A 16,023-nucleotide genomic window follows, 5' to 3' on the forward strand; every position below is an offset into this window, starting at 1 on the left:
TCAGCTCTTTTTTATCGTTAAGAATAGGAATAAATAGCGCTAGTGTTCTAAAGGATAGCATCAATTAGTTAACAATTAGCAGTGGTTATTTGAAGAGTAGCACTAAATAACTGGCTTTAAAAAACTACTCATCAAATTTTGATTATTACACTGATGTTATTTATTCAAACTGAGATTATCTGTAAGAAATTAACTCTCTTTTTCTAGCAATGTGCGTAGGCCTGCTGCTTTATTTTCGATTTCAGTCCACTCTTGCTGAGGATCAGATCCTGCAACCACACCGGCGCCAGCGTATAAAGTTAAAGCATCATCATGCAACTCACCACAACGTAAACTTACAGCAAACTCCGCCTGCGAGAGAGATAAATATCCCGCAGACCCTGCATACCAGCGACGTTCAAAAGGTTCATGCTTACGAATAAACGCACGCGCGACACTTCTTGGTAATCCACATACGGCGGCGGTTGGCTGCAATCGTTTTAAGCAATCGATATCATCAGAGTGAATTAATTTACCATGTATATAGCGACGAAGGTGTTGCACTTTACGCAACCGGATAACATCAGCGGGTGAAACATCAATACCCTCTACGCCGCCTTGTAATCGTTGACAAATATCATCGACCACGACCAGATTTTCATGCTGATTTTTCTTATCATTCATCAGCCAATCTGCAAATTTAGCGGCTTGTTGTTCGTTATCAGCGCTCGCTACCGTACCCGCTAACGCTTCTGTATAAAGCATCAGCTCATCACGCTTATATAATCTTTCTGGTGTTGATCCCATAAATGCATCTGAAGGTGAGAACGCCAGCATATAGTGATAGCAATGATGATTAACATCACGACTCGCTTTCATAAATTGGATCGCTTTAAGCGGGTTATCCAATGTTAAGCAAGTTGCTCTTGCGGGGACAACTTTTTCAAATAAACCTTGGCTAATCTCATTTAAGGCAACATTGAGATAATGAGTCCACTGTGTTTGTGTTAAAGAGTGATTCACATGAGTCACTGAAACAGAAAGCGGTTCAATTTCTACAGCTTGATTTAATGTTTGCAGAAAATCTAATGTATTTTGCTTATCATCTTCATCCAACATATTTAGATGAACAGAAAGCTGTTGCTGGTGGCGTCTAATCTCAATGTGAGGCAAAAAAAGGTAGGCATCATCGCCTTTTATTTTATCAATGCGCCCCGGAATAATAGTATCCCACGCATTTAATCCCCAAATACGCACATCATCACTATTTACATCACTACGGTGTAAGCTCAAGAATTGGCAAGCATCTTCAATATGATTGAAACAACGCAGTTGCCCACAAGCAGCCACTTCTTCATGTTCATCACGATGTTGCCAATAAAATTGGGGATAATACGACTGTGCAGCAAGCCATGAGAGCAATGAAAATGAGACCTCTGATGGCAAGGTGACTTTCAAATGTAAAAGATTACCTTGTGCTGTCAGATTTATATTTTTAACTTTTTCGTACAGTGTCGAAAACACAGGATTAACCTTTTCCACTCCAAATACCCACAACTAATTAAAAGGGAGATTATACGTCTCTATACAAATTATCAAAGGGTTGATTAATTATAACCTTTGTCATTTATCAAAGTTTTGTATTTTTCATGTTACAAAGTAGATGCATTAATCTAAAAACTTTAATCGTAAACAAATCATTTTAAAGTTGAACTGTATAGACGAAAAACATTATACATAAGAGGGGTTATATGGATACAACCATCTTTGAACACATTGATAAAATCATCGAAAAAGTAGATATTCCTGAAGTCGCGCTAAGTTTAATACTAGGAAAGAATATTGATGGAGGACGCAGCCCAGGTATTTTCACTTCGTATGACCTTAATAAAATTAAAACGTATATTGATAAAGTATTAATGCTTCCTTATCAAAAAGAGGCAATCGTTGAATTTCTTGGTTATGAAGACATTAAGATTTCTCAAATTTCGCCTGATAATATCCAAACTCTATTTTTAAAAATGAGAAAGCATGCTTTTGAATGGAATAAAATAGAATATTCAATAAAACAACAAGCTATTGACCTTGAAATTATAGGAAGAGAAATAACAACCACAGGAGAACAAATTTTATTATTTATTAGCCAAATGCCATTATTGAATAAAATAAATATAAAAATAGAAGATATATCCGATAATGAAATTTCCAATTTAAAATACACTCAGCAAGATAAAGAAGTTACTACTCAGTTAATTACTATATTGGAAAGCATGAAAAATGATCTCAATAACGAACATGAAAAGACATTAAAATTAAAAGATATGATCTATGATTTTAGAATAAAAATTATTGGTGGCGAGAGTAGTAACGGTACATTACATCAATCCATTTATCATGAGGTAATCAATAAAAAAACAACGATTAATGAACACCTTAATAGTAATGACAGCATACTAACTGAAGAAAAAACCTTGCTAGAAAATGAAATTAAGCTATTGAAGGAGGAATATAAACATTTTGTTAAGCTCGCTTTTACCGGATTAGCTTTTGGTATTGTTGGTGTCATTATTACAGGAGCTATTTTTGGCGCTAAGGCAGAAGAAAGTCGTAAGAAAAAGAATAAAATGGTTGATAGGCTTAATCAGGTTAATAGTGAAATAAAGCACTATTCCAAGATCTCATCATGCTTACAAAAATTTCATACTGATCTTGATGAAATTGAGCAATATATTGAAGATGCTAATATCGCCTTAGAACATCTTGAATATATGTGGCAAGCAACATTAACTGAAATTAATGCATCTCTGACAAACTTAAGAAAAGTCGATAATGCAATGGAGCTAATTCGCTTCAGTATTTATTTAGAAAAAATGATTGCACCTTGGTATATGGTTATCGGCTATTCAAAAGAGATGATTGCGATATTTGATGAAGCATTATCCAATTTTTATGCATCTAAATAACTAAAGGAACAGTTATGAAAAAAACTAATAATATGGATACTAAAGATAATTTTGAACATCATCAATTTTTTAGCACTATAAAAAAAATTCAACATCTTAGTGTAAAGTTATCTAGAAATAGTGATGAGTTAAATAGTGAACTAACTTCTATATATATTACAACCAATAAAATATTAAATACCATTGTTAACTTCTCAATATTAATGAAAAGTAAATTAAAGCATAAGTTACTCACAGAGACAGTAAATAAAATTAATGAAATAGATAATGAAATATTAAAAGAAGATTTTCCGCCACAAATTTCAAAAAAGCTTGAGAATGAAAAAAAATTAATAGAAAATATTTTCAAAGAAGATATTGATGAGTCTATTAATATTATAAATAGCTATAGAGATAAAATAAAAATCAAAATACATTTTTTAGATTATTTAAAATTAAAAGATAGAATTAACTTACTCATTACTCATGAAGAAAATTTATCCGTTGAAATTAGTAACAAAATATTAATCGAAAAAAGAGGAATAAATCATATTAAGGACAAAATTGATGTTTTTAATAAAAGTGAAAATATTATTAACAATGAAAGTATCAATGATATTTTTAATGTCGGTATTCCATCTCAAGAAATCATTTCTCAATTAAATATTGATAATTCTGAAAAAAATATATTAAAAACGCTCATAGAGTTACTCGGTGAGCTTTTTTCTCAACTAGATAAAGGATTCACATATCAAAAAATTGCAGAGACACGTCATCAGCTTACTGATGATTACATCGCTAAAATCAAAAAACTGACTGGGTTAGAAAATCAAAAACGTGCCATTATTTTTACACTAACCTATTATCATTCTTTAACAAGTATAGTCCCTCACCTAAGCTCATTAACTAATCAACTTCTTTTACTTGATCAATATTGGTTATCACTAATCAATCAACTAACACAATTAAAAAACAATATATTAAATACGAATAATATTATTTCTCCTCATATTCTATTTTTAGATAAATTTCTACATAATTATTAGTTAGTTACCGTAGTATTTTTTATTGTAAGCGCCAAGTTAGCGTTAACTAAATCCGTTATCGTTAAGCCACAAAAAAGCCTGATTAAAAATCAGGCTTTTTCTTAAGCTAATTAAAACGACCGATATTAATTCATCGCAGGTGCAATAATCGCAAAATTAGTTAATTCAATTAATGGCTGTGGCCATATACCTAATGCAATAACAACAATGGCACAGATTAACGCAACAAATGTTGCCATATTTTGTGATGTTGTTGAAATAGCAGGAGTATTGTCATTATCTGCTTTGCGTAAGAAGACAATAGCAGCAGCACGTAGATAGTAGAATAAGCCAATCGCACTACCTAACACAACCATACCTGTTAACCACCATAAGCTTGAGCTAATGCCCGCAATGATGACATACAGTTTACCAATAAAGCCTAATGTAATCGGTACACCTGCCAGTGATAACATCATTAGTGACATCACCACAGCAACAACAGGACGGCGCCAGAATAATCCACGGTAATCTTCAAGAGAATCCATTTCACTTTCACGATAAGGACTTGAAGCTACAGCAATAGCACCAAACGCCCCTAGACTTGCAAACAAGTAACCGGCTAAATAAATTTCAGCAGTTTCTTGAGCTAATACAGGGCTATATTGCAACACAATTAATGCCACCAGCAGATAACCAAGGTGCGATACTGAAGAGTAACCCAATAAACGCTTCACGCTCTTTTGCGTTAACGCCATGATGTTACCAAACAAGATAGAGGCAATAGCCATGAAACCTAAGATCATACGTAAGGTTTCACTATCCGCCGCTGGCGCTTCAAGGAATAAACGCATAACAACAGCAAAAATACCAATCTTACTTGCCGTCGCTAAGAACGCGCCCGTTGGTGCTGGTGCGCCTTGGTAAACATCAGGTGTCCACAATTGGAATGGGAATAAAGATAATTTAAATCCAATTCCCACTAACATCATGCCTAAACCTGCAAGTACTAATGGTTTATGGATGTTGCTATCACTTAAACTTTGTCCCATTGCAGTAAAGGAGAGATCCCCTGCTTCTGCATAGAGAAGTGCCATACCAAATAGTAAGAAAGAAGAGGCTGCCGCAGAAAGCAGCATATATTTGATACCGGCTTCCAATGATGGACGTTGTTGGAATGCGTAACCGATAAGACCAAATAGTGGTAATGTCAGTAATTCAATACCAATAAACATTGATGCGAAGTGGTGAGCAGATGAGAGTAAAATCCCCCCAACTACCGCAATCGCAATCAACAGATAAAACTCTTCTTTGTTATCTTGATAGCCTTCTAACCAAGGATAAGCAAACGCGATAGTGCCAATACCAGAAAGGATCACAAGTGCAGTAAAGAAGCTTGAGTATCCATCAACATGGTAAAGCGTAGTCACATCCACTACACCTAATGCATTAACGTAATAGAGTGATCCCAGTGCAATGATGAAACCTGTTGCTGTCAAAGTGGCAATAGTAAAATGATCGCGTCGCCACGCAATGGACAGCATCACAACCACCACCGTCAATCCGACGATCAATAGTGGTAGCATTGCGATCAATTGTTCAGGAGTTATTGTCATGGCGAATTACGGCCTTACTGTTGAAATAGAAGCGGAATACCAAGTCTGAAGATTTTCCATCGCTGATATTGATGTGTCTAATACAGGTTGTGGGAAGAAGCCCAAAATAACCAGTAAAACAACCAATGTGATCAGAATAAAGAACTCTCTCAGATCTAACCCTTTATAGGTTCTTTCAGCTGTTTTCGGTGAACCATAGTAAGCCTGTTGCATCATCCACAGCGCATAGACTGAAGCAAAGACTAAACCAAAGACCGAAATAATGGTGATCAGCTTAAAGTTACCATAAGTACCAAACAGGATCATAAACTCACCAACGAAGTTACCTGTTCCTGGCATACCTAAAGAGGCAACCGCAAAGAACAGTGAAAACGCAGGTAAGAAACGAATGCTTTTCCACAATCCGCCCATTTGGTTCATATCACGCGTACCTAAACGTTCATACAGCATGCCACACATGATAAAGAGACCTGCTGCTGACAGACCATTGGTGATCATTTGAATAATCGCACCTTGGTAAGCCAATACAGAACCGGCATAAATCGCGATAACGATAAAGCCCATGTGAGAAATACTACTGTAAGCCGCAAGACGTTTGATATCTGTCTGACGAAATGCCAGTAATGCTGCATAAAATACGGTAATTAAACCTAACCACATCGCCACAGGTGCTAGTAATGCTGACGCTTCTGGGAAGAGAGGTAAGTTAAAACGTAATAGACCGTAAGCCGCTGTTTTTAGCAAAATACCTGATAAATCCACTGAACCTGCTGTTGGCGCTTCTGCGTGAGCATCCGCTAACCAGCCATGGACAGGAACAATTGGCATTTTCACTGCAAATGCAGCGAAGAAACCTAGCATCAGAATAAACTGCAGTTCAGAGCCTAATACCGTATGTGCTTGTAATAAGGTGTCATAATTAAACGTCCAAATACCTGTTTCACGGTAAAAAGCAACCGCTAAACCGATAATGGCCAGCAACATTAACAGGCCACTTGCCTGTGTATAGATAAAGAATTTTGTTGCTGCACTAACGTGTTTCTTATCGCTACTTCCTTTGTGTCCCCATAAAGAAATCAGGAAATACATTGGGATCAACATCATTTCCCAGAAGAAGAAGAATAAAAACAGGTCTGTCGCTAAAAATACCCCCATCACACCGGCTAAAATCCAGAGCAGGTTAAAATGGAAAGCACCTTGTGATGGCTGATTTTCATTCCACGATGACAGTACCGCTAAGATACCTAAGATCGCAGTTAATACCGTCATCAACAATGACATACCATCAAGTGCAAATTGGATATTAATCCCTAAAGCAGGTATCCACGGCACAAAGTAATACTCTGTCCAACGTGGTGCTCCATCAGCACTAAGTAGTTGATAATCGCCCTGCAACCAAAGTTGCACAGAAATAACGAGTGTTAATCCCATCGTCAGCAACGCAACCCAGCGAGGGACTTGCGAGCCGATTCGTTCAGCCTGCCAACTTAGCAGGCCACCGATGAAGGGAATAAGTATTAGCCAGGGTAATAACATGGCGCAATGTGTCCCTTAATTAAACCAGAAGCAGCAGAGCGATGACCAGCACTGCACCTAAACCGAGAGAAGCCGCATACCAACGTGCTAATCCATTCTCACTGAAACTTAATCCTTTATTGGTACCTTTAAGTAGGCAACCGAATAGATTAAAGAATTGGTTAACAGGATCATTTTGGATAAGCCACGCCGCCCCTTTATAAGGTTTGACAAACAGCACCTCATACAGCGCATCGAATCCCCAAGCATGGAACCACCATGTTGAGAAGAAACGACCTGTACGAGTATGAGCAACCTTAGCAACACATTGACGTTGTTTCAGGTATAACCATGCTGCAATGGCAACGCCTACTATCGCTACCACACCAGAAAGAATTTCTAATACATATTTACCCTCGTGCGATACGTTTCCTTCAGGGAAAACGGCACCTAGCGGCTGAGTAATTAACGCACCGATAAATGTTGATAACAGTGCTAATACCGCTAATGGGAAAGTATGAGTAAATCCTTTAACTTGGTGTGCTTCGGTTTTGGTTTCACCATGGAATACGATGAAAATCAAACGGAAGGTATAAAGTGACGTAAATAACGCCCCCACTAAACCTGCAAGCATTAAGTTAAAATGCCCGTTTGAATACGCACCCCATAAGATTTCATCTTTACTGAAGAACCCGGCTGTTAACAGTGGTAATGCCGCTAATGCGCCACCACCGATGAGGAAACAGGCATAAACAAATGGGATCTTCTTGCGTAACCCGCCCATCTTAAAGATATTCTGTTCGTGGTGACAGGCAACAATCACAGAGCCCGCAGATAAGAACAGCAATGCTTTAAAGAAAGCGTGAGTCATTAAGTGGAAAATTGCCGCATCCCATGCTTGAGCGCCTAAAGCCAAGAACATATAACCAATTTGGCTCATGGTTGAATAAGCAAGAATACGTTTGATATCTGTTTGTACTAAAGCCGCAAAACCCGCTAATACGAGAGTGAGCGCACCAATAATGCCGACCAATTCAAGCACTTCTGGTGCCATTAAGAATAGCGCATTACTACGTGCGACTAAGTACACACCCGCAGTGACCATGGTTGCAGCGTGAATTAACGCAGATACAGGTGTAGGACCTGCCATCGCATCCGCTAACCATGTTTGTAATGGAAGCTGTGCTGATTTACCTACTGCACCGCCTAATACCATTAACATTGCCCAGTTAATGACGCTTGAACCTACAGCTAATTGCTCAGGAGCAAGTACCGCCATTTCACGGAAGCTCAATGTACCTAATTGGTCAAACAGGATAAACATACCGATAGCTAAGAACACATCACCGATACGGGTTACGATAAACGCCTTCATCGCCGCTGCGCCATTAGCCGGATTGCTATAATAGAAACCAATTAGCAGGTAACTACATAGACCAACCCCTTCCCACCCCATGTACATCAGCATCATATTATCAGCCAGTACTAAGACAACCATACTTGCGATAAATAAGTTGGTATAAGCAAAGAAGCGAGAATACCCCTCTTCACCACGCATATACCAAGATGCATACATATGAATAAGGAAGCCAACACCAGTAATCACACCCAGCATGGTTAATGAAAGACCATCAAGAACCAGTGTAAACGGAATATTGAAATTCCCTGCTGACATCCAGTTCCATAAAGTCAGAACTTGAGTTTCTTGCCCATTGGCGAAGAAATCCATACCAACCCAAAGTGCCACTAAAGCTGATAGCCCAACCGAACCAGTACCAATCCATGCTGATACGTTTTCAGACCAACGACCATGCGAGAAAGCGAGCAATAAAAATCCCAGCAGTGGTAGCAGAATGGTTAAATAGAGTATATTCATCCGCGCATCTCACTGACTGTATCAATATTGATGTTTTGGCGATGTCTATGAAGCTGTAATAACAATGCCAGACCAATACTTGCCTCTGCCGCCGCCAAACTAATAGCCAGAATATACATTATCTGACCATCTGTTTGCCCCCAAAAGCTACCACCGACAACAAATGCCAGTGCAGCTGCATTAATCATAATTTCTAGTCCGATCAACATAAACAACAGGTTGCGGCGAAGTACTAAGCAGGTAAAACCTAACACAAACAGTACCGCAGCCAAGATCAAACCATGTTGAAGAGGTATCATTTTTGCTCCCCTGCGTTTTCGTTTTCGACGAGATCCTCATGGCTCTTATCACGACCAATGTGGTAAGCAACAATCAATCCAGACAATAAGAGAACAGATGCTAACTCAACAGCCAGAATATAAGGCCCAAATAAGCTAATACCGACCTCTTTCGCGCCAATCACTTCTCCAGCAATTTCACCGTGAGTGACACTACTAATGGCGTAAATTAACACAACTAATAGCATCAGAGACAAAAGCGCAGGTCCAATCCAAAACTTCGGTTGTAGCCACTTTCTCTCTTGATCAACAACGGATTTACCTAAGTTGAGCATCATAACCACGAAAACGAATAACACCATAATGGCGCCAGCGTAAACAATGATTTCTAATGCACCAGCAAAGTAGGCGCCTAACGAGAAGAAAACCACAGAGAGCGCAATCAATGAAATCACTAAGTACAGCAAAGCGTGTACCGGATTGGTATGTGTGATCACTCTCAATGTTGCAAGGATGGCAATCAGCCCCGCGATGTAAAATGCAAATTCCATGAATATCGCTCCTTACGGTAACAGGCTTTTGACATCGATAGGTTTAGCTTCATCATCCGCATCACCTTTATCTTTGCCGTTAATCGCCATACCTGTTTTACGGTAAAAGTTATATTCAGGATATTTGCCTGGCCCTGAAATCAACAGATCGTCTTTTTCATAAACCAGATCCTGACGCTTAAACTCACCCATTTCAAAATCAGGCGTTAATTGCAACGCAGTTGTTGGGCAAGCTTCTTCACATAAACCGCAGAAGATACAGCGAGAAAAGTTGATACGGAAAAACTCCGGATACCAACGACCATCTTCATGTTCTGCTTTCTGTAATGAAATACAGCCAACTGGACAGACTGCTGCACACAAGTTACAAGCAACACAGCGTTCTTCACCATCAGGATCACGCGTCAACACAATACGTCCACGATAGCGTGGTGCAACATTGACAGGTTCTTCCGGGTACATCTGTGTTTCACGTTTGGCGAAGGCATGTAAGCCAATCATCCAAATGCTTCGTACCTGGGTGCCGAAACCAGTCAATAACTCTTTTAAAGTCATGGTTCAATCACCCCTTATTGAGCGTTGTAAAGTATCACTGCAGCAGTGACCAGCAGATTGATAAGCGTTAACGGTAAGCAAATTTTCCAACCGAAAGACATCACTTGGTCGTAACGCGGGCGCGGTAATGAAGCACGAATAAGGATAAACATCATCATGAAGAATCCTGTTTTCAGTGCAAACCAAATGAATGACGGTAAGAAAGGTCCTTGCCAACCACCGAAGAATAACGTCACGATAAGACCTGATACCGCCACGATACCGATATATTCACCCACAAAGAATAAACCGAACTTCATACCGGAATATTCAATATGATAACCATCAGCCAGCTCTTGTTCAGCTTCGGGTTGGTCAAATGGATGACGGTGACAAACAGCAACCCCTGCAATCGCAAACGTAATAAAGCCAAAGAATTGTGGGATAACATTCCACATATTTGCTTGTGAGTTTACGATGTCAGTCAGGTTAAAAGAGCCTGCTTGTGCAACAACACCTAAGATTGAAAGCCCTAAGAACACTTCATAACTGACAGTTTGTGCTGATGCGCGCATTGCACCTAACAATGAATATTTATTATTACTTGACCATCCTGCAAATAACACGGCATACACCGCAATACCTGCAACCATCAAGAAGAACAAAATACCGATGTTTAAGTCAGCAACAACCCAGGTTGAGCTAACCGGTACAATCGCAAATGACAGCAGTAAAGATGAAAACGCAATCACTGGCGCAATGGTGAAGATAAAGCGGTCAGCAAATTTCGGTATCCAGTCCTCTTTAAAGAACATTTTGATCATATCCGCAATTAGCTGTGCTGAACCTGCATAACCGACACGGTTAGGCCCATAACGGTTTTGGAATAAACCCAGTAAACGGCGTTCCCCCATACTCATAAAAGCACCACAAGTGACCACGACAAGCAAGATCACAACGGCTTTTAAAACGGTGAGTAAAATCTCTGTAACTTCAGGAGATAACCAGCTCATTATGCAATACCCCGCAGTTGACGAACCGATACACCCACCAGCGATGGAGAAATACCTGCCATACCTAACGGTAAGCCAATTTGACCTTGAGTCAGGTGAGCACTGATTTTCACAGGTAAGGTGAATTCACGGCCTTCGTAAGTAAACATCGCTTGCTGACCTTGAGTTAACGCTAATGCTTGGGCATCAGATTCACTCAATGTTAAATAAGCAGTTTCCATACGAGATTGGATAACTTCAGCGCGTTGTGATAATTCTTCACTACCAAATAAACGGTAGCAAGGTGCGACAGTCCATTGATTTTTCTGTGCATTAAATGGCGCAGGAATATCAGTGAAGTAGCCAAGTGTATTATCACCACATTCGATTAAGCGCACACCCGGATCGCCAAAACGTAAGCTCCCCCCCACTTCTGCTTGGAATTTATTCCATGCTTGAGGTGAGTTCCAACCCGGTGCCCACGCAAATGGAATTTGCTGACGAGGTGCTGTTGGGCTGTTATTACCTTCCATTGAGAACGCAAATGGGGTGTCGATATCTTTTGGTTGACGCTGTTCATGCACAGACACATTCGCCAACATAGATGTACGACCACTATAACGATGTGGTTCCCGAGCCAGTTTCTGCCCGCGAATACGGAATGATGCATTCGGTGCCGCATCAACAATGCCTGCAAACTGAGGAAGACGGGTTGCACAATGTTCAATAACATTGTCTAACTGTGTCCAATCCAGCGTTCTTTCATGCCATTGTGAATCAACAGCACTCAACCAACGCCAGCTTTCATGCATCACCACGTCTTTGTTATAGAAAGAAGGTTCGAAAACTTGGAAGTAACGTTGTGCTCTCCCCTCTTGACTCACCATTGTGCCATCGCTTTCAGCGAATGAAGAAGCAGGGAGAACAAGGTGGGCTTTCGCCATAATGTCTGTTTGCTGGTGGTCAATAACAATCACGTTATCGACTTTAGCAATCGCATCATCAATCACGTCTGCATCGTAATGGCGATATAAATCGTTTTCCATGACAACAACCGTGTTCGCTTGACCACTACGCATGATTTTTAATGCATCATCCAGTGGCTGTGCATTCATCATGGCAAGACCCATGCTGTTTGCATCATCAGCAACGAAAGAAAGTCCGACTTCATTACCTTTGGTTTTTAATGCAAAAGCAATGTTAGCAGCGGCTTTGATAACGTCTTCACTACCTGCATGGCTACCACTGATAATGAGTGGTTTCTTCGCTTGAGAAAGTGCTTGAACAACCATTTCGATATGTTTATTCAGCGCTTCATCCATACCATCAACAGCAGGTGCATCACCGTTAATGTTATTCGCAATCGCAAAACCTAAACGCGCTTGATCAACAACCGGTGCACGATAACTCCACGCAGCAACATCATCGAGGCGAGTTTCATCAACATGAGTAACAAACAGTGGATATTTAGCACGTTGCCCGATATTCATAATTGCAGCAATTTGCCAGTCAGCCACTTTTTGAGCGGCAGCCATTTCACGCGCTTTACCTTTCACAGCTTGACGTACAGACAATGCCATACGAGCACCTGTTTGTGTTAAATCTTCACCTAACACTAAAACAGCATCGTAATCTTCAATTTCACGTAGAGATGGAGTATGCACGCCACCTTTTTGTAAAATATCTAACATTAACGTCAGTCGTTTTTGCTCTGATGCAGAGATGCCACTATAGAAGTTTTCAGCGCCAACAACTTCACGTAATGCAAAGTTACTCTCAATGCTTGCGCGCGGCGAACCAATACCCACGATACGCTGACTTTTCTTCAGCATATCCGCAGCTGCTTGAGTTGCTTGAACAGCGTTAATTTCTAACCAGTTACTGCCTAAACGTTTTTTAGGCTGACGAGGTCTGCTGGCTAAATTCACATAACCATAGCCAAAACGACCACGGTCACAAAGGAAATAGCGGTTTACAGTCCCGTTATAACGGTTTTCAATACGACGTAATTCACCATAACGTTCACCTGGGCTTGTGTTACAACCCATGCTACAACCTTGGCAAATACTTGGTGCAAACTGCATATCCCACTTACGGTTATAACGTGATGAGTGGGTTTTATCAGTAAATACACCCGTAGGACAAATTTCAACCAAATTACCCGAGAATTCGCTCTCTAATGTGCCATCTTCAACGCGTCCAAAGAATACGTTGTTATGCGCACCAAAGACGCCAAGATCCGTACCATCGGCATAGTCTTTGTAGTAGCGAACACAGCGGTAACAAGCAATACAACGGTTCATTTCATGAGAAATAAACGGTCCCAGATCTTGGTTTCTATGTGTACGCTTCGTAAAGCGATAGCGACGCATAGTATGACCGGTCATTACCGTCATATCTTGAAGGTGGCAGTTACCGCCTTCTTCACAAACTGGACAGTCATGAGGATGGTTTGTCATATACCATTCAACAACGCTTTCACGAAATTTCTTCGCTTCTTCGTCATCAATAGAGATGAACGTGCCATCAGTCGCCGGTGTCATACAAGACATCACTAAACGACCGCGGGTATCCTCAGCATTTTGATACTGCTTCACCGCACACTGGCGGCAAGCGCCAACGCTTCCCAGCGCTGGGTGCCAGCAAAAATAAGGAATATCTAAGCCTAAATTAAGACAGGCTTCTAACAGGTTATCAGCCCCGTTAACTTCATATTCTTTGCCGTCTACATGAATCGTAGCCATAGTCAGCATGCTTCCCAAAGGCCTGCACAGCAGGCGTTAAACCTAGAATGTGTCGTGAAAAATTACCAGCGGCTTTTCAGCAAGTTAGGCTGAATGCCTCTGATCAAGTTGGCATTGGTATAATCTTCTTGAATAATGCCAGCCTCAAATTCTTCACGGAAATATTTAATGGCACTTTGTAAAGGTTCTACTGCACCCGGTGCGTGAGCACAGAATGTGTGTCCCGGACTTAAAGAACGACATAAATGCTCAAGCGTTTCGATATCACCTGGGCGACCTTTACCGTTTTCTATCGCACGTAAGATTTCGACACTCCATGGCAAGCCATCACGACAAGGTGTACACCAGCCGCAAGATTCACGCGCAAAGAACTCTTCTAAGTTACGGGTTAATGAAACCATGTTAATTTCATTATCTACCGCCATCGCAAGTGCGGTACCTAAACGGCTACCTGCTTTTGCAATCGTGCCAAAATCCATTGGGAGATCGAGGTGATCTTCGGTTAAGAAGTCAGTACCTGCACCCCCGGGTTGCCATGCTTTCAGCTTAAGACCATCACGCATACCGCCCGCGTAATCTTCAAGGATCTCACGCGCTGTTGTACCAAATGGTAATTCCCATAAGCCCGGATATTTCACGCGACCGGAGAATCCCATTAACTTAGTACCCGCATCTGGGCTTTTGCCTTCACTTAAGCCGATATACCAATCTTTGCCGTGTTCAATAATCGCAGGCACGTTACACAGTGTTTCAACGTTATTGACACAAGTTGGTTTACCCCATGCACCTGATGTTGCAGGGAATGGAGGTTTAGAGCGCGGGTTAGCACGACGACCTTCTAATGAGTTGATTAACGCTGTCTCTTCACCACAGATATAACGACCTGCGCCAGTATGAACAAACAGTTCAAAATCAATTCCTGAACCAAAGATGTTTTTACCTAGAAAGCCTGCTGCTTTGGCTTCTTCAATAGCATGGCGTAAATTCTTAGCCGCTTCGATATATTCGCCACGAAGGAAAATATAGCCACGGTAAGCTTTGAGTGCGTGAGCACCGATAATCATCCCTTCAATTAACAGATGTGGAAGTTCTTCCATTAAGAGACGGTCTTTATAAGTCCCAGGCTCCATTTCATCCGCGTTACAAAGGATGTAACGGATATTCATGCTTTCATCTTTTGGCATCAGGCTCCATTTCAAACCTGTTGAGAATCCAGCACCACCACGACCTTTTAGGCCAGCATCTTTAACTTCCGTAGTCACCTCAGTCGGAGACATACCTTTTAATGCTTTCTCTGCCGCTTTATAACCGTTTGTAGCACGGTACTCATCCAACCATACAGGCTGACGATCATCACGTAAGCGCCACGTTAGCGGGTGCGTTTCTGCGCTACGAATAATCGGTTTTGCTCCTGAAATTGCTGTCATGGATACTGCTCCAGTAACGTTTCAATCTCTTCAGGTTTAACAAAGCTGTGAGTATCGTCATCTACCATCATAGTAGGACCTTTATCACAATTACCTAAACAGCAGGTTGGCAGTAACGTAAAGCGACCATCTGGTGTAGTTTGACCAGGAATGATATTAAGGTGCTTTTCAATCGCTGCCTGAATGCCTTGATAACCTGTAATATGACAAACCACGCTGTCACAAAAACGAATAATGTGACGGCCAACGGGTTGACGGAAAATTTGGCTATAGAACGTAGCAACGCCTTCAACATCGCTTGCAGGGATCCCAAGAACATCCGCAATCGCATAAATCGCGCCGTCTTCAACCCAACCGCGGTTCTTTTGCACAATTTTCAGTGCTTCAATAGAGGCTGCACGCGGATCTTCGTAATGATGTTTTTCTTGTTCAATTTCAGCACGTTCTTCTTCAGTTAAAACAAACGTTGCTTTCTTTGAATGTGTTACATCAACGATTTCGATCTGCACTGCATCATCTTTTTGGTTTAATTCATTTTGCATGA

At 40.7% G+C, this 16,023-nt stretch carries 13 protein-coding genes; 2 read left to right on the top strand and 11 right to left on the bottom strand.

Going from position 1 to position 16,023, the window contains the following annotated elements:
• Window positions 1–189 precede the first annotated feature (189 nt).
• Window positions 190–1,521 (bottom strand): isochorismate synthase MenF, encoded by a 1,332-nt coding sequence (gene menF / locus DK865_RS13830; protein ID WP_036912643.1) that lies wholly within the window; start codon window positions 1,519–1,521, stop codon window positions 190–192.
• Window positions 1,522–1,730: 209 nt separating this feature from the next.
• On the opposite strand from menF, the gene DK865_RS13835 reads away from it, so the two are divergent.
• Window positions 1,731–2,942 (top strand): alpha-xenorhabdolysin family binary toxin subunit A, encoded by a 1,212-nt coding sequence (locus DK865_RS13835; RefSeq protein WP_109392191.1) that lies wholly within the window; start codon window positions 1,731–1,733, stop codon window positions 2,940–2,942.
• Window positions 2,943–2,956: 14 nt separating this feature from the next.
• Window positions 2,957–3,967: an alpha-xenorhabdolysin family binary toxin subunit B gene (locus tag DK865_RS13840; protein ID WP_109392192.1), complete on the top strand. Its 1,011-nt coding sequence runs from the start codon at window positions 2,957–2,959 to the stop codon at window positions 3,965–3,967.
• Window positions 3,968–4,092: 125 nt separating this feature from the next.
• On the opposite strand, the gene nuoN is transcribed toward DK865_RS13840, so the two are convergent.
• From nuoN to nuoE, 10 genes are read right to left on the bottom strand one after another with little or no spacing between them, the layout of a single operon-like run.
• Window positions 4,093–5,562 (bottom strand): NADH-quinone oxidoreductase subunit NuoN, encoded by a 1,470-nt coding sequence (gene nuoN / locus DK865_RS13845; RefSeq protein ID WP_109392193.1) that lies wholly within the window; start codon window positions 5,560–5,562, stop codon window positions 4,093–4,095.
• Window positions 5,563–5,568: 6 nt separating this feature from the next.
• Window positions 5,569–7,098 carry an NADH-quinone oxidoreductase subunit M gene (nuoM, locus tag DK865_RS13850; protein ID WP_023581733.1) on the bottom strand — a complete coding sequence of 510 codons (1,530 nt, stop codon included), beginning with the start codon at window positions 7,096–7,098 and terminating at the stop codon, window positions 5,569–5,571.
• A gap of 19 nt (window positions 7,099–7,117) precedes the next feature.
• Window positions 7,118–8,953, bottom strand: coding sequence for an NADH-quinone oxidoreductase subunit L (nuoL, locus tag DK865_RS13855; RefSeq protein WP_109392194.1), 1,836 nt, complete (start codon window positions 8,951–8,953; stop codon window positions 7,118–7,120).
• The gene (nuoK, locus tag DK865_RS13860; RefSeq protein ID WP_023581731.1) at window positions 8,950–9,252 is read right to left on the bottom strand and encodes an NADH-quinone oxidoreductase subunit NuoK; all 303 of its coding nucleotides are present in this window, start codon (window positions 9,250–9,252) and stop codon (window positions 8,950–8,952) included. The genes nuoL and nuoK overlap by 4 nt, the downstream gene beginning before the upstream one ends.
• Window positions 9,249–9,782 (bottom strand): NADH-quinone oxidoreductase subunit J, encoded by a 534-nt coding sequence (gene nuoJ / locus DK865_RS13865; RefSeq protein WP_109392195.1) that lies wholly within the window; start codon window positions 9,780–9,782, stop codon window positions 9,249–9,251. Before nuoJ ends, nuoK begins: the two co-directional genes overlap by 4 nt.
• 12 nt (window positions 9,783–9,794) lie before the next feature.
• The gene (nuoI, locus tag DK865_RS13870; protein WP_006533299.1) at window positions 9,795–10,337 is read right to left on the bottom strand and encodes an NADH-quinone oxidoreductase subunit NuoI; all 543 of its coding nucleotides are present in this window, start codon (window positions 10,335–10,337) and stop codon (window positions 9,795–9,797) included.
• Between the two features lie 14 nt (window positions 10,338–10,351).
• On the bottom strand, window positions 10,352–11,329 hold the full coding sequence (nuoH, locus tag DK865_RS13875; RefSeq protein ID WP_006533300.1) for an NADH-quinone oxidoreductase subunit NuoH: 978 nt from the start codon (window positions 11,327–11,329) through the stop codon (window positions 10,352–10,354).
• Window positions 11,329–14,061 (bottom strand): NADH-quinone oxidoreductase subunit NuoG, encoded by a 2,733-nt coding sequence (gene nuoG / locus DK865_RS13880; protein WP_109392196.1) that lies wholly within the window; start codon window positions 14,059–14,061, stop codon window positions 11,329–11,331. Before nuoG ends, nuoH begins: the two co-directional genes overlap by 1 nt.
• A gap of 53 nt (window positions 14,062–14,114) precedes the next feature.
• A complete protein-coding gene (nuoF, locus tag DK865_RS13885; RefSeq protein ID WP_023581728.1) occupies window positions 14,115–15,479 on the bottom strand; it encodes an NADH-quinone oxidoreductase subunit NuoF in 1,365 nt (454 codons plus the stop codon).
• Window positions 15,476–16,021 carry an NADH-quinone oxidoreductase subunit NuoE gene (gene nuoE / locus DK865_RS13890; RefSeq protein ID WP_006533305.1) on the bottom strand — a complete coding sequence of 182 codons (546 nt, stop codon included), beginning with the start codon at window positions 16,019–16,021 and terminating at the stop codon, window positions 15,476–15,478. The genes nuoF and nuoE overlap by 4 nt, the downstream gene beginning before the upstream one ends.
• Window positions 16,022–16,023: the final 2 nt, after the last annotated feature.

The sequence above is a fragment of the Proteus cibi genome (genome assembly GCF_003144405.1).
Classification (GTDB): domain Bacteria; phylum Pseudomonadota; class Gammaproteobacteria; order Enterobacterales; family Enterobacteriaceae; genus Proteus; species Proteus cibi.

Excerpts from the sequence above, each read along its gene's own strand:
- DK865_RS13835 (WP_109392191.1), top strand. The coding sequence starts at position 1,731 with ATGGATACAACCATCTTTGAACACATTGATAAAATCATCGAAAAAGTA.
- DK865_RS13840 (WP_109392192.1), top strand. The coding sequence starts at position 2,957 with ATGAAAAAAACTAATAATATGGATACTAAAGATAATTTTGAACATCAT.
- nuoN (WP_109392193.1), bottom strand. The coding sequence starts at position 5,562 with ATGACAATAACTCCTGAACAATTGATCGCAATGCTACCACTATTGATC.
- nuoM (WP_023581733.1), bottom strand. The coding sequence starts at position 7,098 with ATGTTATTACCCTGGCTAATACTTATTCCCTTCATCGGTGGCCTGCTA.
- nuoL (WP_109392194.1), bottom strand. The coding sequence starts at position 8,953 with ATGAATATACTCTATTTAACCATTCTGCTACCACTGCTGGGATTTTTA.
- nuoK (WP_023581731.1), bottom strand. The coding sequence starts at position 9,252 with ATGATACCTCTTCAACATGGTTTGATCTTGGCTGCGGTACTGTTTGTG.
- nuoJ (WP_109392195.1), bottom strand. The coding sequence starts at position 9,782 with ATGGAATTTGCATTTTACATCGCGGGGCTGATTGCCATCCTTGCAACA.
- nuoI (WP_006533299.1), bottom strand. The coding sequence starts at position 10,337 with ATGACTTTAAAAGAGTTATTGACTGGTTTCGGCACCCAGGTACGAAGC.
- nuoH (WP_006533300.1), bottom strand. The coding sequence starts at position 11,329 with ATGAGCTGGTTATCTCCTGAAGTTACAGAGATTTTACTCACCGTTTTA.
- nuoG (WP_109392196.1), bottom strand. The coding sequence starts at position 14,061 with ATGCTGACTATGGCTACGATTCATGTAGACGGCAAAGAATATGAAGTT.
- nuoF (WP_023581728.1), bottom strand. The coding sequence starts at position 15,479 with ATGACAGCAATTTCAGGAGCAAAACCGATTATTCGTAGCGCAGAAACG.
- nuoE (WP_006533305.1), bottom strand. The coding sequence starts at position 16,021 with ATGCAAAATGAATTAAACCAAAAAGATGATGCAGTGCAGATCGAAATC.